The 26,800-nt window shown below is 63.9% G+C and carries 25 protein-coding genes; 16 read left to right on the top strand and 9 right to left on the bottom strand.

Annotated features, from left to right (window positions below; genetic code table 11):
* Positions 1 to 4: 4 nt before the first annotated feature.
* From JOD78_RS10985 to JOD78_RS10960, 6 genes are all read right to left on the bottom strand, one after another.
* Entirely contained in the window at positions 5 to 826 is an 822-nt protein-coding gene (locus tag JOD78_RS10985; protein WP_209568075.1) for a phosphodiesterase, read from the bottom strand.
* Positions 823 to 1,917, bottom strand: a complete 1,095-nt coding sequence (locus JOD78_RS10980) for an ABC transporter ATP-binding protein (protein WP_034341014.1) — start codon at positions 1,915 to 1,917, stop codon at positions 823 to 825. The genes JOD78_RS10985 and JOD78_RS10980 overlap by 4 nt, the downstream gene beginning before the upstream one ends.
* Entirely contained in the window at positions 1,914 to 2,717 is an 804-nt protein-coding gene (locus tag JOD78_RS10975) for an ABC transporter permease subunit (RefSeq protein WP_121042949.1), read from the bottom strand. The genes JOD78_RS10980 and JOD78_RS10975 overlap by 4 nt, the downstream gene beginning before the upstream one ends.
* 9 nt (positions 2,718 to 2,726) lie before the next feature.
* Positions 2,727 to 3,617, bottom strand: coding sequence for an ABC transporter permease (locus tag JOD78_RS10970; RefSeq protein WP_121042947.1), 891 nt, complete (start codon positions 3,615 to 3,617; stop codon positions 2,727 to 2,729).
* A gap of 21 nt (positions 3,618 to 3,638) precedes the next feature.
* Positions 3,639 to 4,646 (bottom strand): ABC transporter substrate-binding protein, encoded by a 1,008-nt coding sequence (locus JOD78_RS10965; protein WP_034338144.1) that lies wholly within the window; start codon positions 4,644 to 4,646, stop codon positions 3,639 to 3,641.
* Positions 4,647 to 4,713: 67 nt separating this feature from the next.
* The gene (locus JOD78_RS10960) at positions 4,714 to 5,811 is read right to left on the bottom strand and encodes a LacI family DNA-binding transcriptional regulator (RefSeq protein ID WP_121042945.1); all 1,098 of its coding nucleotides are present in this window, start codon (positions 5,809 to 5,811) and stop codon (positions 4,714 to 4,716) included.
* Between the two features lie 523 nt (positions 5,812 to 6,334).
* On the opposite strand from JOD78_RS10960, the gene leuS reads away from it, so the two are divergent.
* The 15 genes from leuS (at position 6,335) to JOD78_RS10885 (ending at position 21,981) form a co-directional block, all read left to right on the top strand.
* Positions 6,335 to 8,983 (top strand): leucine--tRNA ligase, encoded by a 2,649-nt coding sequence (gene leuS, locus JOD78_RS10955; protein ID WP_121042943.1) that lies wholly within the window; start codon positions 6,335 to 6,337, stop codon positions 8,981 to 8,983.
* Positions 8,984 to 9,011: 28 nt separating this feature from the next.
* Positions 9,012 to 9,557, top strand: coding sequence for an LPS assembly lipoprotein LptE (lptE, locus tag JOD78_RS10950; RefSeq protein WP_051057643.1), 546 nt, complete (start codon positions 9,012 to 9,014; stop codon positions 9,555 to 9,557).
* Positions 9,558 to 9,575: 18 nt separating this feature from the next.
* Complete coding sequence (gene holA / locus JOD78_RS10945; protein WP_121042941.1) at positions 9,576 to 10,595, top strand: DNA polymerase III subunit delta; 1,020 nt, start codon at positions 9,576 to 9,578, stop codon at positions 10,593 to 10,595.
* A gap of 74 nt (positions 10,596 to 10,669) precedes the next feature.
* Positions 10,670 to 11,938, top strand: a complete 1,269-nt coding sequence (locus JOD78_RS10940; RefSeq protein WP_034340111.1) for a glutamate-5-semialdehyde dehydrogenase — start codon at positions 10,670 to 10,672, stop codon at positions 11,936 to 11,938.
* 49 nt (positions 11,939 to 11,987) lie between these two features.
* Positions 11,988 to 12,413 carry a CopD family protein gene (locus JOD78_RS10935; RefSeq protein ID WP_008325441.1) on the top strand — a complete coding sequence of 142 codons (426 nt, stop codon included), beginning with the start codon at positions 11,988 to 11,990 and terminating at the stop codon, positions 12,411 to 12,413.
* 66 nt (positions 12,414 to 12,479) lie between these two features.
* Complete coding sequence (locus tag JOD78_RS10930) at positions 12,480 to 13,085, top strand: 2-hydroxychromene-2-carboxylate isomerase (RefSeq protein ID WP_121042939.1); 606 nt, start codon at positions 12,480 to 12,482, stop codon at positions 13,083 to 13,085.
* A gap of 99 nt (positions 13,086 to 13,184) precedes the next feature.
* Positions 13,185 to 14,441: a class I SAM-dependent RNA methyltransferase gene (locus tag JOD78_RS10925; protein WP_121042938.1), complete on the top strand. Its 1,257-nt coding sequence runs from the start codon at positions 13,185 to 13,187 to the stop codon at positions 14,439 to 14,441.
* Positions 14,442 to 14,621: 180 nt separating this feature from the next.
* A complete protein-coding gene (locus JOD78_RS10920; protein ID WP_121042936.1) occupies positions 14,622 to 15,035 on the top strand; it encodes a DoxX family protein in 414 nt (137 codons plus the stop codon).
* Positions 15,036 to 15,199: 164 nt separating this feature from the next.
* Positions 15,200 to 16,057 carry a class III extradiol ring-cleavage dioxygenase gene (locus JOD78_RS10915; RefSeq protein WP_121042934.1) on the top strand — a complete coding sequence of 286 codons (858 nt, stop codon included), beginning with the start codon at positions 15,200 to 15,202 and terminating at the stop codon, positions 16,055 to 16,057.
* A gap of 55 nt (positions 16,058 to 16,112) precedes the next feature.
* A complete protein-coding gene (locus tag JOD78_RS10910; RefSeq protein WP_121042932.1) occupies positions 16,113 to 17,024 on the top strand; it encodes a LysR family transcriptional regulator in 912 nt (303 codons plus the stop codon).
* A gap of 333 nt (positions 17,025 to 17,357) precedes the next feature.
* Positions 17,358 to 17,894, top strand: a complete 537-nt coding sequence (locus tag JOD78_RS10905) for a 2,4'-dihydroxyacetophenone dioxygenase family protein (RefSeq protein WP_121042930.1) — start codon at positions 17,358 to 17,360, stop codon at positions 17,892 to 17,894.
* A gap of 11 nt (positions 17,895 to 17,905) precedes the next feature.
* Positions 17,906 to 18,640 carry an SDR family NAD(P)-dependent oxidoreductase gene (locus tag JOD78_RS10900; protein WP_039789935.1) on the top strand — a complete coding sequence of 245 codons (735 nt, stop codon included), beginning with the start codon at positions 17,906 to 17,908 and terminating at the stop codon, positions 18,638 to 18,640.
* A gap of 239 nt (positions 18,641 to 18,879) precedes the next feature.
* Entirely contained in the window at positions 18,880 to 20,169 is a 1,290-nt protein-coding gene (locus JOD78_RS10895; protein WP_121042928.1) for an MFS transporter, read from the top strand.
* Positions 20,170 to 20,265: 96 nt separating this feature from the next.
* Positions 20,266 to 20,991, top strand: a complete 726-nt coding sequence (locus tag JOD78_RS10890; RefSeq protein WP_134135531.1) for an SDR family oxidoreductase — start codon at positions 20,266 to 20,268, stop codon at positions 20,989 to 20,991.
* 195 nt (positions 20,992 to 21,186) lie between these two features.
* Complete coding sequence (locus JOD78_RS10885; RefSeq protein ID WP_034340063.1) at positions 21,187 to 21,981, top strand: IclR family transcriptional regulator; 795 nt, start codon at positions 21,187 to 21,189, stop codon at positions 21,979 to 21,981.
* Between the two features lie 36 nt (positions 21,982 to 22,017).
* Here the strand turns inward: JOD78_RS10885 and JOD78_RS10880 are convergent, their stop codons facing one another.
* Entirely contained in the window at positions 22,018 to 23,637 is a 1,620-nt protein-coding gene (locus tag JOD78_RS10880) for an alkaline phosphatase D family protein (RefSeq protein ID WP_209568077.1), read from the bottom strand.
* 242 nt (positions 23,638 to 23,879) lie between these two features.
* Positions 23,880 to 24,710: an oxidoreductase gene (locus tag JOD78_RS10875; protein WP_209568080.1), complete on the bottom strand. Its 831-nt coding sequence runs from the start codon at positions 24,708 to 24,710 to the stop codon at positions 23,880 to 23,882.
* Positions 24,711 to 24,915: 205 nt separating this feature from the next.
* Between JOD78_RS10875 and JOD78_RS10870 the strand changes: the two genes are divergently transcribed.
* On the top strand, positions 24,916 to 25,818 hold the full coding sequence (locus JOD78_RS10870) for an AraC family transcriptional regulator (RefSeq protein WP_209568083.1): 903 nt from the start codon (positions 24,916 to 24,918) through the stop codon (positions 25,816 to 25,818).
* Here the strand turns inward: JOD78_RS10870 and JOD78_RS10865 are convergent.
* On the bottom strand, positions 25,815 to 26,777 hold the full coding sequence (locus tag JOD78_RS10865) for a LysR family transcriptional regulator (RefSeq protein WP_121042918.1): 963 nt from the start codon (positions 26,775 to 26,777) through the stop codon (positions 25,815 to 25,817). The two genes, JOD78_RS10870 and JOD78_RS10865, sit on opposite strands and share 4 nt — an antisense overlap.
* Positions 26,778 to 26,800: the final 23 nt, after the last annotated feature.

The following is a 26,800-nucleotide window of genomic DNA, read 5'->3' as shown; positions in this document are numbered from 1 at the left end:
TCGATCAATCGATCAACTCATCCCCATCGTAAAACGGATACGGCCCATCGAATTGACCGATGAAGGCCGTATGGCTGACCAGGCTCTCTGCAGCCGCATCCCACCAGTGCAACTGGAATCCCGGCGGCTCCATCACGAAGCAGGAAGGTGCTTGCGGATCCAGATCCAGCTGCACCTGATGTGACACGCCCGGACAGGTCGTGGCCAGCGTCCCGCCAAAGCGCCGCTGGATGGAACGATGCAGGTGGCCGCACAGGATGCGTTCAACCTGCGGATGCTTGCGCACCACCGCCTCCAATGCCTGCGGATCGGCCAGCCCCATGTCATCCATGTGCCCGATGCCGGTGGTAAAGGGCGGATGATGCATGGCGATCACGGTCGGCCGTTCCGGCTGCTGGGCCAGCACCTCATCCAGCCACAACAGGCTGGAGGCGGCCAGTGCGCCGCCGCTGGCGCGCGGAATCACGGTATCGAGCGCGATGATGCGCACCGGATGATCCTCGATCACATACTCGATGCGCTCGCCGCCCTGCTGCAGATAGGTGTGTTCCGGGAAGGCCGCGCGCAGCGCATTGCGCTCGTCATGGTTGCCCGGCAACAGGTAGTACGGCATGGTCAGCGGTGCCAGCAGGTCACGCAGGCAGGCATATTCGGAGGGCTTGCCAAAGTCCACCAGGTCGCCTGTGATGACCAGCACGTCCGGCTTCTGCTTCAAGGCATTGACCTGCCGCACGCAGCGGCGCAGTGCTTCGGCGGTATCCACCACGCGATAGGATTTCTTGCCATCGGTCTTGATGTGCAGGTCGGAAATCTGTCCCAGGATCATGCGGTCTCCTTCTCGGCACGCGGTGCCAGTTTTACCAGTGCTTCGGCCGGCACGCGGATGGCGATCTGCTGGCCGGCTTCCCACCAGCCACGGCGGCTGGTCTCGGCAATGACCGGGCGTTCGGTGCCAATTTCGATTTCAAAACGGGTACGGTCGCCGAGGAAGAAAGTGTTGAGCAGCTTGCCGCGCACGCACTGCGCATCGGCTTCGGTGACATCCACCACCTCGACATCTTCGGGACGGAACAAGGCACAGGCCTGCTGCCCCTGCTGGGCCGCATCGAGCTTGTCGAGCAACGGCAGGCTCCCAGTCGGCAACAACAATCTATCTCCGGAAACGATACCTTGCACGCGATTCATCGCTCCGATGAAATCGGCCACGAAGTCATTGGCGGGATGATAGTAGATCTCGCGCGGGGTGCCGATCTGCGAAATCTTGCCACGTTCCATGACCACGATGCGGTCGCCCAGCGCCATGGCCTCGCCCTGGTCGTGGGTGACGTAGATGGCGGTGATGCCGAGGCTGCGCAGCAGCTTGTTGAGGTCACTGCGCACGGCTTCGCGCAGTTTGGCGTCGAGTGCCGTCAGCGGTTCGTCCAGCAACAGCACGCGCGGCTCCATCGCCAGTGCGCGCGCCAGGGCCACACGCTGCTTCTGGCCGCCCGAAAGCTGGTCCACGCGGCGATGCGAGAGGCCTTGCAGATGCACCATCTCCAGCAGGCGCTCGACGCGCTCGGCGCGTTCGCCAGCAGGGATCTTGCGGATCTTCATGCCATAGGCGATGTTCTCGCCCACGCTCATGTTGGGGAACAGCGCATAGTTCTGGAACACCATGCCCACGCCACGCTTTTCAATCGGCAGTGCGGTCACGTCTTCGTCGCCGAAGAACACGCGCCCGCCTTCATCCGGAAACTCCAGCCCGGCGATCATGCGCAGCGTGGTGGTCTTGCCGCAGCCCGAGGGACCGAGCAGGACCAGGGTTTCACCGGGATGGATATCGAGGTCCAGCGGCTGCAGCGCACGCGTGCCATTGGCGAAGGACTTGGCGCATTGCTGCAGGCGGATGGAAACGGCTTCTTGCTTGGGCTTCATAGACTGACTTTCTTGCGTGTTGCCTGGGTCGCCCACTGCATGCCGATCAGGAGCGGAATGATCATGAAAAAGAAGATCAGCGTATAGGCCGATCCCACCTCCAGCCGCATCGATGCATAGGCATCGGCCAGGCCCACCGGCAGGGTCTGGGTCAGCGGCGTGTGCAGCATCCAGGTGATGTTGAATTCGCCGATGGAAAGCGTGACCACCATCAGCGCCCCGGCCAGGATGCCCGAGGCGGCATTGGGAATGACGATGCCGAAGAAGCGGCGCATCCGCCCCGCCCCCAGGCTGGCGGCGGCTTCTTCCAGCTGGGCCAGCTGCGAGGACTGCATCACCGCCAGTACCGGGCGCACCATGAAGGGCAGCGTGAAGATCACGTGGCCGACCAGGATGAACAGGATGCTGGCGCGGAACCCGCGCAACTGGCCATAAGCCATGATCAGCGCCAGTGCGGTGGCCAGGCCCGGCACGGCCACAGGCATCATGAGCAACTCTTCGATGACGCGCGCCAGGCGGCTGTGGCCGCCGCGATAGCGCGCCAGCATGTAGGCCAGCGGCACGCCGGCCACCAGGGTCACCGCCAGGCAGGCCAGCGCGATGATGAGCGAGCGCCAGATGGTGGGCTGGTACATCTCCCACACCTGGGCCACCCAGCGCAGCGTCAGTCCGCTGGACAAGCCGACGAAGAAATTCTCGGTCACGCCGGCCAGCATCGACAGCACCACCGGCACCACCAGGAAGGCGCACACCAGCAGCGTGAATCCCAGCTGCACATAAAAACGGAAACGATTTTGCATGGCCCTTCCTTATGCCGCAGCGGCCACGCCGCTGCCGGTGAGCGAACGCGCCAGTGCCAGCACCGCCCAGGTGATCAGGCCCAGCACGATGGACAGCGAGGCGGCCGTGGCGAAGTTGGCGTAGCCGGTAAATTCGTTGTAGATGGTCATGGGCAGCACATCGATATTGGCCGCCAGCGTGAAGGCGGTCCCGAAGGCACCGACGCTGGTGGCAAAGCAGATCGCCCCCGATGAAATGAGCGCCGGCAGCAGTGCGGGCAGCACCACGTGCAGCAGCACCTGCCACGGCTTGGCACCGAGCGAGCGTGCCGCTTCTTCCAGCGAGGGATCGAGTTTTTCAGCGGCAGCCACGACAGTGAGGATCACGCGCGGAATCGAGAAATACAGGTAACCCAGGAACAGCCCCGCCAGCGAATACGCGAACACCAGCGATTCGCCAAAGAGCCAGTTGGTGAAGGCACCGATGAGCCCCTGGCGTCCGGCCAGCATGATGACCATGAAGCCGACCACCACGCCGGGAAATGCCAGCGGGAAGGTCAGCATGGCCAGCAACACCGACTGGCCAGGAAAACGATTGCGTTGCAGGAACAAGCCGACGAACACCGAGATGGCCAGCGTGGCGACCGTGACCACTGCCGACAGCGCCAGCGTGGACATCAGGCTGGTGAAGTAATGGCGGTTGGTCAGCACCGACAGGTAGGCCATCGCGCCGTCCGGTCCCGAGGCGCCCACGCCGACCAGCCGCACCATGGGCAGCAGCCAGAAGGCGCAGAACAGGGTCAGGCCGGGGACGGCGAACCACAGCCAGACACCGTTGCCGGCTGCGCGCGGACGCGCCGCCGGCGGCTGGCCGGCCAGCGGGGCCGGCGCGCCGGACGCCGGGGAAATCATGCTCTTCATGCTTGCTCCTGCGGTCTGCATTCAGCGTACTTCGGCCAGGTAGCGCTCGCCGAACTTGCGCTGGGCTTCGGCCATCTTGCCGTAGTCCACCGCCTTGGCACGGGCGTATTCCGAGGCCGGCAGGAAGCGCGCTTCGGCTTCCTTCGACATCGCCGCCGCACGCACCGGGCGCAGGTAGGCATTGGCCCAGATCGCCTGGCCCTGGTCGGACAGCAGGAAGTCCAGCACCTTCTTCGCTTCAGCCTGGTGCGGTCCGTTCTTCACCAGCGAGACCACGTAGGGCACGGTGACGGTGCCTTCCGAAGGAATCACGAAGGCGACGTTGGCGTGGTCCTTGTACTTGGCGCGATAGGCGTCGAAGTCATAGCCCAGCAGGATGGGAATTTCACCCGAGATCAGGCGTGCATAGGAAGTCTGCTTGGGCACGATGGGCTGGTTCTTCTGCAGGTTCTTGAAGAAGGTGATGGCCGGCGAGAAATCGTCCAGCGTGCCGCCCATGGCCTGGTTGATCGCCACCGCGCCGACATAGCCGACGAAGGCCGAGGCCGGGTCGAGATAGCCGATCAGGCCCTTGTACTCGGGCTTCTGCAGGTCGGCCCAGGACTTGGGCACGGGCTTGCCCTTCAAGGCATCGACGTTGACCATGATGCCCATGGTGCCGGAGTGGATGGTGACCCAGTAACCGTCAGGATCCTTCAGTCCGTTGGGGATGTCGTTCCAGTGGGCCGGCTTGTAGGCGGCCACCAGGTCCTTGTTCTTCGCTTCGATGCCGAAGGACACGCCCAGGTAGGTGAAATCAGCCACCGGGCTGGCCTTCTCGGCCGTCAGCTGGGCCAGGGCCTGGCCGCTGTTCTTGTTGTCGGGCGGCACGGTGATGCCGGTCTTGTCCTTGATGGCCTTGATCTGCGCAGCCCAGTCCGCCCACTCGGGCGGACAGTTGTAGCAGATCGCGGTCTGGGCCGAAGCGGCCAGGGAAGCCGACAGCAACAGCGCGCCGGCAGCAGTTTGAATAACACGTTTCAGGAACATGTCAGATCCTTTCCTAAGGGTTGAACAACGAGGGCACAACAAATTCTTGACGACATCAGCATCAGCATCAGCAAGAGGCCGGTGCAGGCGGTGCTACCGAGCCCCCTTCGCGCAGCGTATGCGGAAGGATATGGCGCACTCCGGCGATGACCGGCACCGGCGCCTCCTCGACCGCCGCAGCGGCGGCAGCCGCCGGCAGCGCACGCTCGATGGCATCGACCAGCGTACGCAGGGCGACGTCGCCGATCTGCTCGGAGGGCTGCACCACGCTGGCCAGCACCGGCTGCATGAGCGCTCCGACGGGGATACCGTCGAAGCCCATCACCGAGATGTCCTCCGGCACCTGCAAGCCCAGCGCGCGCAGATCGCGCATGGCGCTCAGGGCCAGCAGGTCGTTGGAACAGAACAGCGCCGTCGGGCGATGCAAGGGGTCGGCCATCATCTGCTGGTAATCGGTGGCGGCGGTGAGCGTGTGGCGCTCGACCTCGATGGCCGGCAGCGGCGCCAGTCCGGCCGCTTGCATGGCATCGAGATAACCGCAGTAGCGCTGCATGGCGCGGTCGGACGCATTGAAGCGCCCCGACAGCATCTGGATGCGGCGATGCCCCAGCCCGATCAGGTGGCTGACGGCATCGCAGGCGGCAGCGCGGTTGTCCACCGAGACCGAAGCGCGATGCGTGGCGCCCTCGGCATCCGCATCGGCTGCGGCAGCGGCCAGCTGGTTGTAGGCCAGCACGAAGGGAATGCGCTCGCGCTCCAGCAGGTCCAGCGTGGCATTGGCACCGGCATCGGCCACCGTCAGGATCACGCCATCGACGCGATGGCCCAGCAGCAACTCCACCGCCGCCGATTCATCTTCGGGCAGGTATTCGGTGGTGGTGAACATGACCGAGTAGTCCAGCGCGCGCGCGGCCAGCTCGATGCCTTGCAGGCACTGGGCGAACACCGTGTTGGACAGGGTCGGCACCACCACCCCGACCGTGCGCGAATTGCCGGCGCGCAAGTTGCGGCCGGTGAAATTGGGACGGAACCCCAGTTCGGCGATGCTGCGGTGGATCTTCTCGGCGGTTTCCGCACTGACCGACCCCGGCTTGTTGAGCAGGCGGGACACGGTGGCAATGGAGACGCCAGCCAGATGGGCAACTTGTTTGATGGACGGACGCACGGGGTTTCCGGGGCAAATGAAAACGATTTCATGATGCCGCCCGATTGTTACGCCCTCATGACCATCAAACCGTGTGGAATGTGAACGAAAACCTCACAAATGCTGGCTCACAGCGACTTTCCATCTCCCGTCAAACGAAGCAGCCAAATTCAAGCCAACCTCAATAAAAAATTGCTTTTTCACAATTTTTCGAGAATTAACAAGAAGTATTTCGAGAACACGCCACACCGCCGTTGCCGATGGTTTCATACGTCACGCCAGCCTTCATGCTGGTCAGCGCACCATCCCAGTCCGTCGCCCCCTCGCAGGCGGGAACCGTGTAGCTGCTATCCCTGCTGCCGCCCTGCTCAGGCACAGGGGTCTTGGCCCGCCTCTTCACCGAGGCGGGCTTTTTTTCGGGCGGGGCGGCGCGGGGGCCGCGCAAGGGCGGGCCGGAATGCCGCGCCGGGGCGGTGAGCCGGTATAATGCAGGGTTTCGAATTGCAGTCCCCTCCCAACCGAATTCCATCCGTATCAGCCCGTCATGCAAGATAAATACAGCCCAGCCGAAGTTGAACAGTCCGCACAGCAGCATTGGAACGCCATCGACGCCTACAAGACCGTCGAAAACGCCCGCGACAAGGAAGGCCGCGACAAGAAGAAGTTCTACGCCTGCTCGATGCTGCCCTACCCCTCCGGCAAGCTGCACATGGGCCACGTGCGCAACTACACCATCAACGATGTGATGTATCGCTACCTGCGCATGAACGGCTACAACGTCCTGATGCCCATGGGCTGGGATGCCTTCGGCATGCCCGCCGAAAACGCCGCCATGGCCAATGGCGTGCCGCCGGCGCAGTGGACTTATTCCAATATTGAATATATGAAGTCGCAGATGCAGTCGATGGGCCTGGCCATCGACTGGTCGCGCGAGATGACGGCCTGCCGTCCCGAGTACTACAAGTGGAACCAGTGGATGTTCCTGAAGATGCTGGAGAAGGGCATCATCTACAAGAAGACCGGGACCGTGAACTGGGATCCGATCGACCAGACCGTGCTGGCCAACGAGCAGGTCATCGACGGCCGTGGCTGGCGCTCGGGTGCCGTGATCGAAAAGCGAGAGATCCCGATGTACTACGCCAAGATCACCGACTACGCCGACGAACTGCTGGAACACGTCGAGACCAAGCTGCCCGGCTGGCCCGAGCGCGTGCGCCTGATGCAGGCCAACTGGATCGGCAAGTCCACCGGCGTGCGCTTCGCCTTCCCGCACCAGATCAAGGGCGCGGACGGCCAGCTGATCAACGACGGCAAGCTGTTCGTCTTCACCACCCGCGCCGACACCATCATGGGCGTGACCTTCTGCGCCGTGGCCCCGGAACACCCGCTGGCCACCCTCGCCGCAGAAAACAATCCGGCCCTGCAAGCCTTCATCGCCGAATGCAAGCAAGGCAGCGTGATCGAAGCCGACATGGCGACCATGGAAAAGAAGGGCATGCCGACCGGCCTGTTCGTCACCCATCCGCTGACCGGCGAGCAGGTCGAAGTCTGGGTTGGCAACTATGTGCTCATCACCTACGGCGACGGTGCCGTGATGGGCGTGCCGGCGCATGACGAGCGCGACTTCGCCTTCGCCCGCAAATACAAGCTGCCGATCAAGCAGGTCATCGCCGTGGAAGGCAAGACCTACTCCACCGAAGCCTGGGAAGAATGGTACGGCGACAAGGAAGCCGGCAAGACCATCGCGTCCGGCAAGTACGATGGGCTGGGCTATCAGGCCGCGGTCGACGCGGTCGCCGCCGACCTGGCCGCACAGGGCCTGGGCGAGAAGAAGGTGACCTTCCGCCTGCGCGACTGGGGCATCTCGCGCCAGCGTTACTGGGGCACCCCTATCCCCATCATCCACTGCCCGGATTGCGGCGACGTGCCGGTGCCCGAGAAGGACCTGCCGGTCGTGCTGCCGGAAGACTGCGTGCCGGACGGCAGCGGCAATCCGCTCAACAAGCATGAGCAATTCCTCAAGGTCGACTGCCCCTGCTGTGGCAAGCCGGCCCGCCGCGAAACCGACACCATGGACACCTTCGTGGATTCGTCCTGGTACTACATGCGCTATACCTCGCCGGGCAGCAACGAGGCGATGGTCGACTCCCGCAACGATTACTGGATGCCCATGGACCAGTACATCGGCGGCATCGAACACGCCGTGCTGCACCTGCTGTACGCGCGCTTCTGGACCAAGGTCATGCGTGACTTCGGCCTGGTCAAGTTCGACGAGCCCTTCACCAACCTGTTGACGCAAGGCATGGTCTTGAACGAGACCTACTATCGCGAAGACGCCGCCGGCAAGAAGACCTGGTACAACCCGGCTGACGTGGACCTGTCCTTCGACGACAAGGGCCGTCCGGTCTCGGCCGTGTTGAAGGAAGACGGCCAGCCGGTGATGATCGGCGGCACCGAGAAGATGTCCAAGTCCAAGAACAACGGCATCGACCCGCAAGCGCAGATCGACCAGTACGGTGCCGATACGGCCCGCCTGTTCACCATGTTCGCCTCGCCGCCGGAACAGACCCTGGAATGGTCCGGTGCCGGTGTGGAAGGCGCCAACCGCTTCCTGCGCCGCGTCTGGGCCTTCGGCTACAACAACGCCGCGCGCATTACCGCCGCCGGTGCACTCGATGCCGCCCAGCTCGATGATGGCCTGAAGACCCTGCGCCGCGAAGTGCACAAGGTCCTGCAGCAAGCCGACAACGACTTCAAGCGCATTCAGTACAACACCGTGGTCTCGGCCTGCATGAAGATGCTCAACACGCTGGAAGCGGCCAAGCCTGCGGCCGGTGCGGCCGGTGATGCAGTGATCGCCGAGTGCTTCTCGATCTTCCTGCGCGTGCTGAACCCGGTGGCTCCGCACATCACCCATGTGCTGTGGCAGCAGCTGGGCTATGCCCAGGCGCAGGGCGACATCCTCGACGCCGCCTGGCCGCAGGTCGATGCGGCCGCGTTGGAACAGAGCGAGCTGAAGCTGGTGGTGCAGGTCAACGGCAAGCTGCGCGGCGAAGTCACCGTGCCGAAGGATGCCGACAGGGCCGCCATCGAAGCCGCCGCACTGGCCAACGAAGACGTCAAGAAATTCCTGACCGGCGCACCGAAGAAGGTGATCGTGGTGCCGGGCAAGCTGGTCAACATCGTTGCCTGATCCGGCCCAACCTTAACGACGGAACTCCATGCACGCTCAAGTCCAAATCAAGCGTTTCTCGCAATGGCTGCTGCTGGTGGCGGCGGCCGTGATGCTCACGGCCTGCGGCTTCCATATGCGCGGCGCGGCTGACCTGCCCTTCAAGACCATCTACCTGGGCTTCGCGCCCAACTCGGCGGTCGGGGTGGAACTCAAGCGCAACATCGAGGCCAGCGGTGCCAAGGTGCTGTCCGAACCCAAGGAGGCCGAAGCCAACCTGAAGGTGCTGGCCGATTCCCGCGACCGCCAGGTGCTGACCCTGAACACCAACGGCCGCGTGCGTGAATACGCGCTGTTCCAGCGCTTCACCTTCTCCGTCACCGATGCCAAGGGCGTCATCCTGATCCCGCCGACGGCCATCACCCTGCGCCGCGTCATCACCTATGACGAGAACCAGGAACTGGCCAAGCAGGCCGAGGAAGTGCTGCTCTACCGCGACATGCAGTCCGACCTGGTGCAGCAGATCCTGCGTCGCCTGTCGGCCTCCAAGACCGCCATCAAGAACGAGAAGGCTGCGGCCGACTCGGACTCCTGAGCGGCACGCGGAATCAGCATGCAACTGCGCCACGACTCCCTGGACGCCCATCTCGGCAAATCGCTGGCCCCGCTTTACGTGATCGCCAGCGACGAGCACCTGCTGGCACTGGAAGCGGCGGACAAGATCCGCCGCAGTGCCCGCGCCAACGGCTATACCGAGCGCGAGGTATTGGTGGTGGAGCGCAGCTTCAAGTGGGGTGAGCTGCTGGCGGCCAACCAGTCGCAATCGTTGTTCGGCGACAAGAAACTGATCGAGCTGCGCATCCCCACCGGCAAGCCCGGCAAGGATGGCGGCCAGGCGCTGCAGGATTACGCCGCCAATCTCTCGCCCGACAATCTGACCATCATCAGCCTGCCCAAGCTGGACTGGGCCACGCAGAAAGCGGCCTGGGTCGGTGCCCTGCAGCAGGCGGCGGTCTACATCGACATTCCGCTGGTGGAACGCGCGCAGCTGCCGGCCTGGATCGGCAACCGCCTGGCGGCCCAGCAGCAGAGCGCCGACCGGGCCTGCCTGGATTTCATCGCGGATCGCGTGGAAGGCAACCTGCTGGCTGCGCACCAGGAGATCCAGAAGCTGGCCTTGCTGCATCCGCCCGGCAAGCTCAGTTTCGAACAGGTGCAGGACGCGGTGCTGAACGTGGCGCGTTATGACGTCTTCAAGCTCAACGAAGCCATGCTCTCGGGCGACATCGCGCGCCTGACGCGCATGATGGACGGCTTGAAGGGCGAAGGCGAGGCGCTGCCGCTGGTGCTGTGGGCGGTCACCGAAGAGATCCGCACCCTGCTCAAGCTCAAATCCGGCATGGCACAGGGCAAACCCGTGGGCGCGCTGCTGAAGGAATACCGCATCTGGGGCCCGCGCGAACGCCTGATGGAGCCGGCCCTGCGCCGCATCAGCCTGGCCGCGCTGGAACAGGCGCTGCAGGAAGCGGCCCTGGTGGACCGCATGGTCAAGGGCCTGCGTGCCCGCAGCTTTGCCGGCGACCCGTGGGACGCCTTGCTGCAACTGGGCCTGAAGCTGGCACGCGGACGCTGATCCGGCCGTACACCCGGCATATCGAATACCGAACATCGAACCCGACGCGCGCATCGCGCCCCGGAGAAAACAGCATGGAAAACATCGACCTCTACATGAACCGCATCGGCCAGCAGGCCCGTGCTGCCTCGCGCGCCATGGCGCGTGCCGATACCGCTGCCAAGAACCAGGCACTGCTGCTGATCGCGGCCGCCATCCGCCGCGACGCTGACGCCCTGCGTGCGGCCAATGCGCTGGACCTGGACGCTGCCCGCGCCAACGGTCTGGCCGAAGCCATGCTGGACCGCCTGACCTTGTCCGACAAGGCCATCGCCACCATGGCCGAAGGCCTGGAGCAGATCGCCTCCCTGCCCGATCCCATCGGCGAGATCAGCAACATGAAGTACCGCCCTACCGGCATCCAGGTCGGCCAGATGCGCGTGCCGCTGGGCGTGATCGGGATCATCTACGAAGCCCGTCCGAACGTGACGGTCGATGCCGCCGGCCTGTGCATCAAGAGCGGCAACGCCACCATCCTGCGCGGCGGCTCTGAAGCCATCCATTGCAATCAGGCGCTGGCCAAGCTGGTCAAGGAAGGACTGGCCGGTGCCGGTCTGCCGGAACAGGCGGTGCAGGTAGTCGAGACCACCGACCGTGCTGCCGTGGGTGCGCTCATCACCATGCAGGAATACGTGGACGTGATCGTCCCGCGCGGCGGCAAGGGCCTGATCGAGCGCCTCATGAAGGAAGCCAAGGTGCCGATGATCAAGCACCTCGACGGCATCTGCCACGTCTACATCGACGACAAGGCCGACACCCGCAAGGCACTCGATGTGGCCTTCAATGCCAAGTGCCATCGCTACGGCACCTGCAACACCATGGAAACCCTGCTGGTGTCGCGCAACATCGCCGCCGCCATCCTGCCGCCGCTGTCCGAACTGTATCGCGTCAAGGAAGTGGAACTGCGCTGCGATCCGGAAGCCGCCGAGATCCTGGCCGGCTACCCGCTGCTCAAGGCCGCCACCGAAGAGGATTGGGACACCGAATACCTGGCCCCCATCCTGGCCGTGAAAGTGGTGGCCGACATGGATGAGGCCATCGAGCACATCAATCGCCATTCTTCGCAGCACACCGACAGCATCATCACCGAGGACTACACGCGCGCCATGCGTTTCCTGCGCGAAGTCGATTCGGCCTCGGTCATGGTCAATGCCTCGACCCGCTTTGCCGATGGCTTCGAATACGGCCTGGGCGCGGAGATCGGCATCTCCAACGACAAGCTGCATGCACGCGGCCCGGTGGGACTGGAAGGACTGACCTCGCTGAAATACGTGGTGCTGGGCCAGGGACAGGTCCGCCAGTAAGACACACGCACGCCCCCCCCCCAAGCCATCACGCACGACAAGGATAGCCATGCTCTGGATCAAAGCCCTGCACATCGTCTTCATCGCCTCCTGGTTCGCCGGCCTGTTCTACCTGCCGCGCATCTTCGTGAACCTGGCGCAGGAGACCGACCTGGTCGCGCGCGAACGCCTGCTGGGCATGGCGCGCCGCCTGTACCGCTTCACCGGCATGATCTCGCTGGTGGCGCTGGTGCTGGGCGTGTGGCTGCTGGCCATCACCTGGTCGTTCTGGAAGGGTCCCGGCAATGGCTGGCTGCATGCCAAGCTGTTCCTGGTGGTGCTGGTGATCGGCTACCAGCACGCCTGCGGCTCGCTGCTCAAGAAATTCGAACACGGCAAGAACGTGCGCAGCCACGTCTGGTATCGCTGGTTCAACGAAGTGCCGGTGCTGCTGATGCTGGCCATCGTGATCCTGGTGGTGGTCAAGCCGTTCTGATCATTCTGCAACTATCCCAGCAGTCTTCGTCCGCTACATTCCACACTCATCCTTCCGGAGCCGGTCATGAGCAAAGTCTGTGAGTACTTCTTCGCGCCGCATTCACCCTTCGCCTACCTGGGCCACGATCGTTTCGTCGCCCTCGCCGAAAAATACCAGGTGCAGATCCTGCCCAAGCCCTTCGATCTGTCCAAGATCTTCGGTGTCTCCGGCGGCCTGCCGCTGGCCAAGCGCGCACCACAGCGCCAGGCCTATCGCCTCAAGGAACTGGCACGCTGGAGCGAATTCCTGGGCAAGCCCATGGTGCTGCAGCCGACCTATTTCCCGGTCAACAGCGACAATGCGGCGCGCCTGATCATCGCCACCCAGCTGGCCCACGGCACCGCCGCCGCACTGCGCCTGACCGGCGCCATCATGCGCGCCGTGTGGGAAGAACAACGCAACATCGCCGACCACGACACCCTGGTCGCCATCGCCAATGCCAATGACCACGATGGCGCGGCCCTGCTGAAGTCGGCTGAAACGGCCAGCGTGCAGGCCGAATTCGACCGCTTCACCGACGAGGCCAATGCCGCCAGCATCTTCGGTGCACCGTGGTACGTCTACGACGGCGAAGGCTACTGGGGCCAGGATCGCCTGGACTTCATCGAGCGTGCCTTCGCGAAAGGCTGAGCGGCCAGCGTACAATGACGCCGGACTGCGCAGCGACCCGCGCAGTCCGGCTTTTTTCATTTTTGTTACTTTGTTTTCCAACGGATAAAAGGTACTCCCATGCAAGCTCCCGACACCAATTACTCTTACTTCTGTCCCTGCCCGCGCGGCCTGGAAACGGCCCTGGCGGAAGAACTCAACGAGATCGCCCAGCACGCCGGCCCCGCCGCCAACCTCAAGGTGCACAACCAGGTGCCCGGTGGCGTGCACTGCTCCGGCACCCTGCTGGCGGCCTACCAGATGAACCTGCACTCGCGCATCGCCAGCCGCGTGCTGCTGCGCATGGGCCATGGTTCCTACAAGAACGAGAACGACATCTACGACCTCACCCTGGCGCAAGCCTGGGAAGACTGGTTCAAGGTCTCGCACACCATCCGCGTGGACCTGACCGCCGTGAAGTCGCCCCTGCGCAGCCTGGAGTTCAGCACCCTCAAGATCAAGGATGCGATCTGCGACCGCTTCCTCGACCAGTTCAAGCTGCGCCCATCGGTGAACACCCGCACGCCTGACATGCGCATCGCCGGTTTCGTCGATGCCCACAATTTCACGGTCTACCTGGATACCTCGGGCGAGGCACTGTTCAAGCGCGGCTGGCGCGAAGAAACCGGGGACGCGCCGCTGCGCGAGAACCTCGCTGCAGGCCTGCTGCGCACCGCCGGCTGGAAGCCGGGCGTACCGCTGTTCGACCCCATGTGCGGTTCCGGCACCATCCTGGCCGAGGCGGCGCAGATCATCGCTGGCGTACCGCCGGGCGCGCGCCGCCGCTTCGCCTTCGAGAAGTTCAGCAACTTCGATGCCGATGCCTGGTTCGCCATCAAGGGCGATTTCAAACCCAATCCGATTCCGACCACGCCCACGCTGTTCGGCAGCGACATCTCCGGCGACATGGTGGAACTGACTCGCAAGAACCTGGTGCGCGCCGGTGTGCATTTCGAAGTGCCGCTCAAGCAGATCGAAGCGCAGGAAATCAAGCCGCCGGTCGATGCCGAGGGCAAGCCGCTGGTGGGCATCATCCTTTCCAATCCGCCCTACGGTGAGCGTATCGGCGTGCGCGGCGACCGTGCCTTGCCGACCGAGGAATTGTTCACGCAGTTCTTCAGCGCCTTCTCCAGCACGCTCAAGCAGCGCTTTGCGGGGTGGAGCGTATTCCTGTTCTCGGCCGACCTCGGCCTGCCCAAGCTGATGCGCCTCAAGGAAGCCCGCAAGACCCCGTTCTTCAACGGCGCCCTGGAATGCCGCCTGTTCCGCTTCGACATGGTGGCCGGCTACAACCGCCGCGAGGAAGCCAAGCCGGTCTCGCGCGACAGCGAAGACTGATCCTCTCCGGCGCGGATGGATTGTCAACTCTCCGAGACAATCCATCCCGCCGCCACCGGTTTATCCGGCCTGCCTTCTTCCCTACAGTGTGGACTTGGCGACTGCCGTTGCGCATGCAAGAAAAAGCAAAAGCGCAACGCTCGCCATCCTTCATCCACTCCACACTTTTCCGGGATCACCATGACCACCGTTACCGTCAACACCCGTGCCGACTACGCCGCCTTCCTGCTGCGCGTCACCATGGGCATTTTCTTCCTGGTCCACGCCGGCCTGAAACTGTTCGTCTTCACACCCGCCGGGACCGTCGGCTTTTTCGCCTCGCTGGGCGTGCCGGGCTGGTTCGCCTATCCGGTCATGGCACTGGAAGTGGTGGGCGGCATCGCGCTGGTGCTGGGCTTCTACGGTCGCTGGCTGGCCCTGCCGCTGGCAGCGGACCTGCTGGGCGCGATCGTGCTGGTGCATGGCAAGGCCGGCTTCTTCTTCACCAATCCCAAGGGCGGCTGGGAATACCTGGCGCTCTGGATCGTCGGCCTGATTGCCGTGTTCCTGCTGGGTGATGGCGCATTTGCCCTGAAGCGTGAAGCGCAGCGCTGATGGCGCATTGATGGCATCATCAGCCATCTCTCGCAGGATCAGCGCCGGGCACGTGCCCGGCGCACGCCATCCGGCGACAAAGTTTCAAACCGCATCAAAGCAGTCAATGTTCCAAACGTTTTAAATGTTTTATATCGTTTATGGCGATTCACAAGGAAACCATCATGTCCACCGTGTCCACTCTCTCCAGCACCGTCGATAGCCTTCCCCTGCCCTCGCTGTTCGTCTCGCACGGCTCGCCCATGCTGGCCGTCGAACCGGGCCGCACCGGTCCGCTGCTGGCCAGCATCGGTGCGACGCTGCCGCGTCCGCGTGGCATCGTGATGGTGTCGCCGCACTGGGAGACTTTCACGCCGCGCGTGGGCAACCAGGCCAAGCCGCGCGTGATCCATGACTTCGGTGGTTTCCCGCAGGAACTCTATGAACTGGACTATCCCGCCCCCGGCGCACCGGCGCTGGCCGAGCACGTGGCGCAACGCCTGCGTGACGGCGGCCTGCCGGCCAATAGCGATGGCGGCTGGGGTCTCGATCACGGCGCCTGGGTGCCGCTGCGCTATCTCTATCCACAAGCCGATGTGCCGGTGATCCAGCTTTCGCTGCAATCGCAGCAGCCGCCTCAATACCACTATCAGGTTGGCCGTTTGCTGGCACCGCTGGCCAAGGAAGGCATCCTGCTGGTCGGCTCGGGCAGCTTCACGCACAACCTGCGCGAACTGCGCCGCAACGAGATCGAGGGCGGCGATGCGCCGCATACGCTGGAATTCCTGCGCTGGTTCCTCGACCGCATGCAGGCCGGCGACCTGCAGGCCCTGTTCGGCTACCGGACCACGGCCCCGCATGCAGTGCGCACGCATCCCAGCGACGAACACCTGCTGAGCCTGTTCTTCGCCATGGGTGCGGCCGATGACTGGACACAGCTGGTACACCTCGACAGCGGTTCGACGTATCATAGCCTGCGCATGGACGCCTTCGCCTTCGGCACCGGTGCCCGCCTGCTGGCACAACTTCCGGCAGCTGCCTGAGCCGCCGTCTGTTCCGGGGGGTGCCAGCGCAGCGCCCTCTCGGGGAAAACACGATTTGAACAAACTGCGTGAAATCGAATGCTTCATCGCCGTGGCCGACCTCGGCAGCTTCGTCAAGGCGGCCGATGCGCTGGGGATCTCCAAGGCCGCCGTCTCACGCACGGTACTGGAACTGGAAGCGCGCCTGGGTTCGCGCCTGATGCAGCGGACCACCCGGCGGCTCTCGCTGACCGAAGCCGGCAGCCTGTACCTGGAACGCTGCAAGCAGATAGTTGCGGCGCTGGAAGAAGCCGATGACCTGCTGCTGGCCGGCAGCGCCAAGCCCGCCGGCCTGCTGCGCATCAATGCTCCCGTGACCTTCGGCATCCTGCACCTGGCTCCGCTGTGGCCGATCTTCCTGGAACGCCATCCGGAAGTGGAACTGGACATCACCCTCTCGGACCGCATCGTCGACATCATCGACGAAGGCTATGACCTGGCGATCCGCATCGCCCGGCTGGCCGATTCCACGCTGATCCACCGCAAGCTCACCAGCACCAGCCTGCCCATCTGCGCCTCGCCCGCCTATCTGGAAGCGCATGGCACGCCGCGCCACCCGCACGAGCTGGCGCAGCACCAGATCATCAGCTACAGCTACAACCACGGCAAGGACGAGTGGCAGTTCAGCGGGCCGGAAGGTCCGGTGAGCGTGCGCGTCAATGCGCGCATGCACGTCAACAATGGCGACAGCTGCGTGCAGGCAGCGCTGGGCGGCATCGGCATCACGCGCCAGCCGACCTTCATGATCGACCAGTACCTGCGCAGCGGACAGCTGGTCCCGCTGCTCACCGACTACACCGTGCCGGACCTGGGCATCTACGCGGTCTACCCCAGCCGTGCGCATCTCCCGGCCAAGGTCAGGGCGATGCTGGACTTTCTGTCCGAAGCCTTCGCGCAGGTGCACTGGTCCGGACCGGCCGAGGCCTGATCGCCTGATCGCCTGATCCCACGGCGGCAGCAACGCAGCCGTTCTCGCAGCGCGCCCATGCTCTCCCGCAGGCTGGCTTGAACGGCAGCCATGCATAATTTTCATGCATCCTCACACAAGCTTGCAGGCTCGTCTTGCGGACGCTGCACGCGCGCGCAATTGCAGTGGAGCAGACCGGCGCATGCGATTCTGGCTCGCTTTCTGGCGGGCCTGTCCGGGCTGAAGCGCCATTGACACACCGTCTTCTATCGTCGACATTGACCATATGGCGAACGCTTTGTCCATATATTGAACAAAGTCCGGATTCAACAGAAGAACATCAGGAGACCCCACATGACAGCCACCGGCACCCCCATGCCCGCCGATCTGAAGATGAAGCCCTACCAGTTCCCCAACCCCAAGGAAGCGCCACTGGAGATCGTGGTCAATCCGGCGGTCCCGGAGGACGAACGCGTGTGGGTGCCGCAAGCCGAGAATGTCTGGTTCCGTCCGCTCTGCCTGAATGTCTCGCAGGGCTACTGGACCAACCTGCTGCGCGTGCGCAAGTCCGGCGTGCTGTCGCGCCACCGCCATCCGGCGCCGGTGCACGGCATGGTGCTCAAAGGCCGCTGGCGCTATCTCGAACATGACTGGATCGCCGAACAGGGCAGCTACGTCTTTGAACCGCCGGGCGAGACCCACACCCTCTACGTGCCCGAGGACGTGGAAGAGATGATCACCTACTTCCACATCACCGGCGTCATGTTCTATTGCGACCCCTGGGGCAAGTTCGAAGGCTACGAGGATGTCTTCACCAAGCTCGACATGTGCCGCAAGCACTATGAAGCGGTCGGCCTGGGCAGCGACTACGTCGATCGCTTCGTGCGCTGAGGATGCATGACATGACTTATTCCCGCGCATCCCATGACTTTGGCGGCTGCGTGGCCGTGGTCACCGGCGGCCATGGCGGCATCGGCACAGCCATCAGCGCACGCCTGGCCGCTGGCGGCGCGCAGGTGGTCGTCTGGGACCAGCAGCATGACGCGGCCTCGCCCTATCGGCAAGAAAGCCTCGACATCACCGACGCCGCTGCGGTCATGCAGGCCGCACAGCGATTGCTGGCCGACACCGGGCGCATCGATTTCCTCATCAACAACGCCGGTTACGCCGGTCCGACCGTGCCGCTGGACGAGTATGACGTGGGTGAGTGGCATCGCATCGTGCAGGTCAACCTGCTGGGCGTCTTCCATGCCTGCCGCAGCGTGACGCCGGCCATGCGCGCGGCCGGACGCGGACGCATCGTCAACATCGCCTCGCTGGCCGGCAAGGAAGGCACGCCCAATGCCTCGGCCTACAGCGCCGCCAAGGCGGGCGTACTGGCGCTGACCAAGTCCTTGGGCAAGGAGCTGGCCGAGACCGGCGTGCTGGTCAACGCCATTGCACCGGCCGCCGTGAAGACCGCGCTGCTGGAGCAGATGTCGCCGGCCCATGTGCAGACCATGATCGCCAAGAGCCCCATGCATCGCCTGGGCAGCGTCGATGAGGTCGCCGACATGTGCGCATGGCTGTGCTCCGGTTCCTGCAGCTTCAACACCGGCGCGGTGTTCGATCTTTCGGGCGGACGCGCAACTTACTGAGCGGCTTGCCGCTCGGCCACCAGAATCATCCGGGCAAGCAAGGATCGCATGCCGGGGCAGGCAGCCGCCGCCCGGGCAGCGCCGGACAAGCAACACGCAGGGACGGACTCCACACCGTCCTTGCGACTGCATCCTTGCATGACGCTTCGAACCTGTCCTCGACAGCGAGCTGCGCGACAGACGCAGCCGTTACGAAGCACGCCAATGGCAGCACATCATTCACACTGGAGACGCACACCATGGAAGTCCAAAAGGAAAAGAGCCCCCGGCTCAAACGCATACAGCTCGTGGCACTGAGCTTCCTGATGCTGGCCGGCATCGTCAACTACCTGGACCGCAGCACGCTGTCCATTGCCAATCATTCGGTGAGCCAGGAGCTCAACCTCTCGGCCTCGCAGATGGGCCTGTTGCTGTCGGCCTTCTCGCTGGCCTATGCCTTCTCGCAACTGCCCATCGGCGCCATGCTCGACAAGTTCGGCGCACGCGTGATGCTGGGCGCGGGCATGTTCGTCTGGTCGCTGGCGCAACTGGCGGGCGGCTTCGTCCATACGCTGCAGCAATTCCTGGTGGCGCGCGTGTTCCTCGGCCTGGGCGAAGCGCCGCAGTTCCCGGCGGGAGCCAAGGTGGTGTCCGAATGGTTCGCCATGCGCGAGCGCGGCGGGCCGACCGGCATCTTCGTGGCCTCCTCCACCATCGGCCCGGCACTGGCCCCGCCCATCCTCACGATCCTGATGCTGTCCTTCGGCTGGCGCATGATGTTCATCATCATGGGCCTGCTCGGCATCGCCGTCTCGGTGGGCTGGTACCTGTTTTACCGGAATCGCAACGAAGTCCAGCTCACGCCTTCCGAAGTGCTCTATCTCGCCGATGACCACGACCAGGATCCCAACGCCAATGCCAAGCTGAGCTGGGCCGAATGGAAGAGTCTGTTCACCTACCGCACCACCTGGGGCATGCTGTTCGGCTTCATGGGCGTGATCTACATGGTGTGGCTGTACCTCACCTGGCTGCCGGCCTATCTCGAACATGAACGCCATCTCTCCATCGCCCGCACCGGCTGGGTGGTGGTGATCCCCTACATCTTCGGCACGCTGGGCATGCTCTCCTCCGGCTATATCGCCGATGGCCTGATGAAGCGCGGCATGCCCGCCATCCGCAGCCGCAAGTGGCCGATCTGCGCGGGCCTCATCGGTGCCGGTGCCTTCACCATTCCGGCCGCCTACACACCCAGCACCACCATGGCCATCGTCTACATCTCGCTGGCCATGGCCTTCGTGAACATGGCGTCCGGCGGTGCCTGGGCGCTGGTGTCGGTGGCCATTCCGCGCCGCCTGGTGGCCTCGCTGGGCAGCATGCAGAACTTCGGCGGCTATCTCGGTGGCTCGCTGGCCCCGGTCATCACGGGCGTGGTGGTGGACCAGACGCACTCCTTCGTCAATGCCCTGCTGATCAGCGCCGCCGTAGCCTTTGCCGCTGCGCTGGTCTACATGTTCGTGGTGGACAAGCCGATCGAGGCGCACGCCGCATGACGCAATGCTTCATGCCCCAGTAGCCTGACCCGATGCCGCCGCCCGACGGGTAGCGGCATCCAGCCAGTCTCCTGCCACTCACCAGAAGGAATTTTCATGAGCTTCATTCCCGACCTGCTTCAGGGCAAGACCGCCCTCGTTACCGGCGGCACCCAAGGCATCGGCGCAGCCGTTGCACGCCAGCTCGCCGCACTGGGCGCACGCGTCATCGCTGCCGGCCTGCCGCCCTTTGCGCATGCGCCATTCGAGGGCAGCGGCATCACCCTGGCGGAGATGAATGTGGCCAGCGAAGACAGCGTACGCAATGTGCTGAGCGGTCTCACGCAACTCGATATCGTGGTCAACTGCGCCGGCATCATCAGGCGCGGCGAGGAACTGGAAACGGATGTCTTCGAGCAGGTCATCGCCGTAAACCTCACCGGCACCATGCGCGTCTGCGCTGCCAGCCGCGCATTGCTCAAGCAATCCGGAGGCTGCATCGTCAATACCGCGTCCATGCTCAGCTTCTTCGGCGGCGGACTGGTGCCAGGCTACAGCGCCAGCAAGGGCGGCGTAGCGCAGCTGACCAAGTCGCTGGCCATCGCCTATGCGGCTGACGGCATTCGCGTCAATGCGGTAGCCCCCGGCTGGATCGCCACGCCGCTGACCCAGGCCCTGCAGGATGACCCGGTGCGTGCCGGCCCCATCCTCGCGCGTACGCCGCTGGGCCGCTGGGGCAAGCCGGAAGACATCGGCAATGTCGTGGCCTTCCTGTGTTCGCCGGCGGCCTCCTTCATGACCGGTGCCATCGTGCCGGTCGATGGTGGCTATCTGGTGGCCTGAAGCGCCGCCGCAATGCTTTCACGTGCAATGCCATTTGCCCGCGCCGGCTCCAGACGGCGCGGGATTTTTTGCACATGGGCTCGGCTATAATCTGGCGCGAATTCGGTACAGAATTCTGTACGGATTTCCGTACTGAATCTTGTACGCAATCCTGCCCCTGTCCTTGATCCACTCCTGCCCCACGATCCCGCGCTCATGCCCGACCACGACAAACAAGCTGACGACAACAAGATCGCGGGCACTGCCGCCTTCTCCAAGTTCATGGCGGTGCTGCAGCTGATCGCCGATCAGGAGGCGCCGCTCTCCATTGCGCAACTGGCGGCGCTGTCGGGCTATCCGCGTCCGACGGTGTATCGCATCCTGGGCGCGCTGATGGCCGAGGGCATGGTAGTGGAAAACCCGCGCAGCAAGCAGTATGAAGTCGGCCCGCGCCTCATCCATCTGGCCAGCCGTGCCTGGGACCGCAGCGACATCCGCACCACCGCCATCGAATCGCTGCGCCAGCTGCGCGACATCACGCGCGAGACGGTGCACCTGGCCGTGCCCAGCGATCACAGCATGGTCTACATCGAGAAACTGGAGAGTCCCCAAGCCGTGCGCATGGATTCGCGCATCGGCACGCGCGTGACCTTGTATTCGAGTTCAGTGGGAAAAGCCTATCTGGCCGGGCTGGCGCAGGCGCAGCGCGAACGCCTGATGCGCACGCTGCACCTGGAAGCCTTCACATCCAACACACACACCACGCTGGAGGCGCTGCGCGCCGATGTCGAAGAGACCCACACGCGCGGCTACGCCGAAGATCGTGAAGAAAACGAAGCGCAGATTTTTTGTTACGGTGCCGCCATCGTCGGTGCCGATGGCGTGCCGGTAGCCTGCGTGAGCGTGAGCATTCCGCTCTATCGCCGCCTGCCCGATGCGCAGCAGGCGTATGTGACACCGCTGCTGCAAGCCTGCGCGAACATCTCGCGCAAGCTTGCCGGACCGGGCTGAGTCCGGTCCGATTCTGCCCGTACTCCCTGCAGGCGATCAGGCCTCGGGCGGCAATTCCACCTTGTAGATTTCCTTGCCGTCGGTGTTGTGCAGCGTGACGGTGAGGGTCTTGCTCCTGGCGTCGATCTTGCCGATGCCGAAGAACTGCAGCAGCTCGGCTGGCGAACGGTTCTGCTTCATGTCCGCCGGGATGCTGACGAAACGCACATCCGGACCAAAGGTGCGATCGATCTCGCCCGGTCCGAAGGTCCCCGCATTGATGGGGCCGCCGACGAATTCCCAGAAGGGCTTGAAGTCGGTGAACTGCGCACGCTCGGGCGCGTAGTGCGTGGCTGATGCGTAGTGCACATCGGCGGTCACCCACACCACGTTCTTGATGTCGTGCTGCTTGATGAAGCGCAGCAGTTCGGCCACTTCCAGTTCGCGCCCGGAGGGCTTGCCGTTGTCAGCATTGGCCCAGGCCTCAAAGGTTCCCTGGGGCACATCCGGGTTCAGGTCCGGCACCACGATGGAGAGCGGCATATCGCTGGCGATGAGCTTCCAGGTCGAGCGCGAACGCAGCAGCGCCTGCTTGATCCAGCGCATCTGTTCGGGGCCGAGGAAGTCGGCATCATGGCCGCCCTTCTGGCGATTGGGAGAATTGTGGCCACGATAGCTGCGCTCGTCCAGCATGAACACGTCCAGCAGCGGACCGTGGTGGAAGGCACGGTAGATGCGGAAGGGATCGGCGCTGTCGATGCGGAAGGGATTGTGTTCGAACATGGCCTGGCGCGCGCGGGCGGCGAGCACGTCGATGTTGCGTTCGTCGTAGCGCTTTTCGGCGGCACCGATCACCTGGCCGGGATACCAGTTGTTGCGGACTTCGTGGTCATCCCACTGCACCAGGAAGGGCACCTCGGCGGCGAAGCGGCGCTTGTTGGCGTCCAGCATGTTGTAGGCGAAGTTGCCGCGATAGTCGTCCAGGGTCTGCGCGACCTTGGACTTGGCTTCGGTCACCACGTTGCGCCACAGCGTTCCGTCCTCCAGCTTCACTTCGGCCTGGATGGGACCATCGGCATAGATCTGGTCGCCCGAGTGGATGAAGAAATCCGGACGGAAGCGGCGCATGCTTTCATATACGCGATAACCGCCCCACTGTTCGTTGATACCCCAGCCCTGGCCCGCTTCGTCGCCCGAGAAGGCGAAGGTGATGTCGCGCGCCTGGGCAGGCGTGGTGGCGGGCAGCATGAGGCTGCCGGTCAGCGGTTCGCTCAGTGCGGACTCATGCACCAGATCCTGGAAGCGCACGCGGTAGTAGAGACGCTGACCGGCCGGCAGGCCGCGCAGGTCGACGCGGGCAGTGTAGTCCTCGCGTGCCAGTGCGGTGGGACCGGCGATGCGCACCGGGTTGCTGAAATCCTCGCGGGTGGAATACTCGACCAGCATGCGCGCATTGCGGTCGGCGCGCGCCCAGATCATGGCGCTGTCGCGGGTGACATCGCCGCTCATGATGCCGCCGGGGAATTGCGGGCGCAGGCGCTCGGAGGTGACGATGGCGGGGGCGGCGGAAAAGGCGGCCGGTGCGGCCAAGGTGGTGGTGGCGGCAATCGTCGTGACTGCGCTGTCGCGCAGGAAGCGGCGGCGGCTGTGGTCGGCTGGCGGGTTGCGGTCTGGCATGGCGACTCCTGTGAGGGTGAGGGAAAGAGTGACGAAGACACGGGGGCTTGCAATCTAGCAACCGAATATGACCGTCCGATGAAACCCTGCTGACCAGTCCTGACCGCAGAAACATGCAGCGCTCTTCTCGTAAAAAATGCGGCCCTCGGGCCGCATGATCTCGCCTCTTCCCGATGGATAGTGTCGCGATCGATCCAGGCATCACACTATCTCAACGACATCGGACTCTCACGCAAGATCGTTCACCGGAAATCCGTTGATGCCGAGATCGTTTCCCATGCGTCGATTTCCTCGCCCATCCGCGCCAGCTTTTCGCGCACCAGCTTGACGGCATCACTGCCCAGCAGGAGATGGGCCGGCGCGTTGGCATCGCCGGCAATGTCGAGGATCACCTGCGCCGCCTTGGCCGGGTCGCCGAGCTGGTGGCCGCTCTTGGCCTGGCGTGCCGCACGGATCGGATCGATCACGGCATCGTAATCCGCGATGCTGCGGGGCGAGCGCACCATGGAGCGCCCTGCCCAGTCGGTACGGAAGGAACCGGGTGCCACGGCGGTGACTTTGATGCCGAACGCCGCCACTTCCTTGGCCAGGGTCTCGGAGATGCCTTCCAGGGCGAACTTGCTGCCGCAGTAGTAAGCAATGCCCGGCATGGTGATGAATCCCCCCATGGAGGTGATGTTGATGATGTGGCCGCTGCGTCTTGCACGCATGGTGGGCAGCACGGCCTTCATCATGGCCACGGCACCAAACACGTTGACATCGAACTGGTGCCGCATCTCTTCAAGCGAGGATTCTTCGAGCGCGCCTTCATGTCCATAGCCGGCGTTGTTGACCAGCACATCCACCGGAGCCAGGTGCTCGGCCACCGCAGCAATGGCGGGGAAATCGGTCACATCGAGAACGATGGCCGTCGCCCGTGCGGGATCAAGCTGCTCGAATTGCTCTTTGGCGGTCTGGCTGCGTACTGTGCCTGTTACTGAATGACCAGCCTTAAGAGCCGCATCCGCCAATGCACTGCCAAAGCCCGAGCTCACGCCCGTAATCAGGAAATGCAATGTCTTCGAATTTTTCATGGGAATCCTTGTAACTCCTTGATGGTGGCCTCTCCGGAAGGCCGAAGCAGCTTCCCGATGCAGAGGACGATGGGTGCCATCATAGGCAGGACTCCACAAATCCACCATGTCGGTTAGCATGTGGTGTTTGCCTAAAACTATGAGATTGCTCATGTCGGGAAGCACGAAGAAATCCGCGCAGAAAAAATCGAATGCGCATCAGCGCATGGTGCAGCTGCTCACCGAGCTCGCCCCTGACGAGGGCTACAACCTGTCGCTGCTGCCGGATGTGCGCTTCCTCAGGTCCAACCGTGCATTGAGTGAAACGCCGGTCCTCTATGAGCCGGGCATCGTCGTGGTCGTGCAGGGACGCAAGCGTGGATTCCTCGGCGGGCAAACCTATCTCTATGATGCCCGGCACTACCTGGCTGTTTCGGTACCCGTCCCGTTCACGATGGAAACCGACGCCACAGAGAAGACACCTTTGCTGGCGATCTATTTCCGGCTGGATTTTCAACTGCTGGCTGAAGTGCTGGTGCAGATGGACGATGCCGACCTCTCCGCCCATCCGCAGACCATGTTCGCGAGCCGGATGGATGCCAGCATGTCCGCCTCCGTGCTGCGTTTTCTGGAAGCGATGCGGGTGCCGATGGAAGCCAGGATCCTGGGCCGTTCACTGGTGAAGGAAATCTACCTGCGGGTACTCACGGGCCGGCAAGGTGCCTCCATGCGCGCCGCACTGCGCACTGACGGGCAGGTTGGAAAAGTGGCCAAGGCCATCAGGAAGATCCATGCCGCCTACGCGGACAAACTGGATGTGGAGCAGCTCGCGCACGAGGCCGGAATGAGTCCGCCTTCCTTCCATGCGCATTTCAAGGCGGTCACCGCCACCTCGCCGATGCAATACCTGAAATCGACGCGCCTGCATCAGGCGCGTCTGCTGATGCTGCGCAATGGCCTGACGGTGGCCGAAGCCAGCGCACGCGTCGGCTACGAGAGTGCATCCCAGTTCAGCCGCGAATTCAAACGCCTGTTCGCCCTGCCGCCGACGCAAGAGGTGGCGCGAATGAAGGATGCGTATGCGCTGCCCGATCCGGAACCGTCGGCGCTGTTCGTGTCATCGCACTAGCGCCTGTTCAAACCGGGTCTGCGAGGTACATGACCGCCAGGGGGCGCAGCGTCCTGGATTTCCCACGGCGGATGATCGCCGAAGTCCTCCGCAAGATAGTCGACGAAACGGCGGACCTTGAGCGGGATTCCTCGCGCGCTCGGATAGACGGCCTGGATGGCCAGTGCAGTGGCGCGGTAATCCGGGAGCAATGCAATCAACCGTCCCTGCCTGATGTGCTCACCGAAAACGAAGGCCGGCCCGTAAGCCACACCCGCGCCCGCCAGCACGCAAGCCAGAAGCATCTGCATGTTGTTGGCTGTCACACGGCAGGGTCCGTCGAGGCGATGTGCCTGTCCCGCCGCATCGATGAATGTCCAGTCTCCGGCAGACACCGCGTCACTGAAGGCCAGACGCGGCAGGCGCGACAAGGCTTCCGGCGTGGCAGGCAGGCCATGCTGCGCGATCAGGCCGGGGGAGGCGCAGGCAATCATGCTGCAGGGTGCCAACCGGCGCGTGACCAGCGCAGGATCGTCGAGCTTTCCGATGCGGATGGCCACATCCACGCCCGCATCGATCAGATCGACATAGCGGTCGCCGAGCACGACCTCGACGTTGACCTCCGGGTGATCCGCCAGATAGCGCGCAACGACCGGGCCCAGGTGCATCGCGCCGAAAGTCACCGGCACCGCCACCCGCAGCAGGCCGCGTGCGCTACATTGCACGGCAGTCGCTTCGCGGTTCGCCTCATCGAATGCCGCGAGGATCTGGCGGCAACGCTCGAAATACGTCCGGCCCACATCGGTGAGGCTCAGGCGGCGCGTAGTGCGCTGAAACAGACGCGCCCCCAGCTCCGCCTCGATCTGGCTGACGTGCTTGCCCGCCATCGCCGGCGACAGCGCGAAGCGACGCGCGGCCCCGGCAAAACTGCCCTCCTCCACTGCGGCCACGAAGACATTGAGGCTCATCAGTTTGTCCATGCAGCTCCCTATTCGATCATCTG

Origin of the sequence: Herbaspirillum sp. 1130, from assembly GCF_017833835.1 — a bacterium.
Taxonomy (GTDB): domain Bacteria; phylum Pseudomonadota; class Gammaproteobacteria; order Burkholderiales; family Burkholderiaceae_D; genus Herbaspirillum; species Herbaspirillum huttiense.
This window is presented reverse-complemented; position numbering and strand designations above follow the sequence as displayed.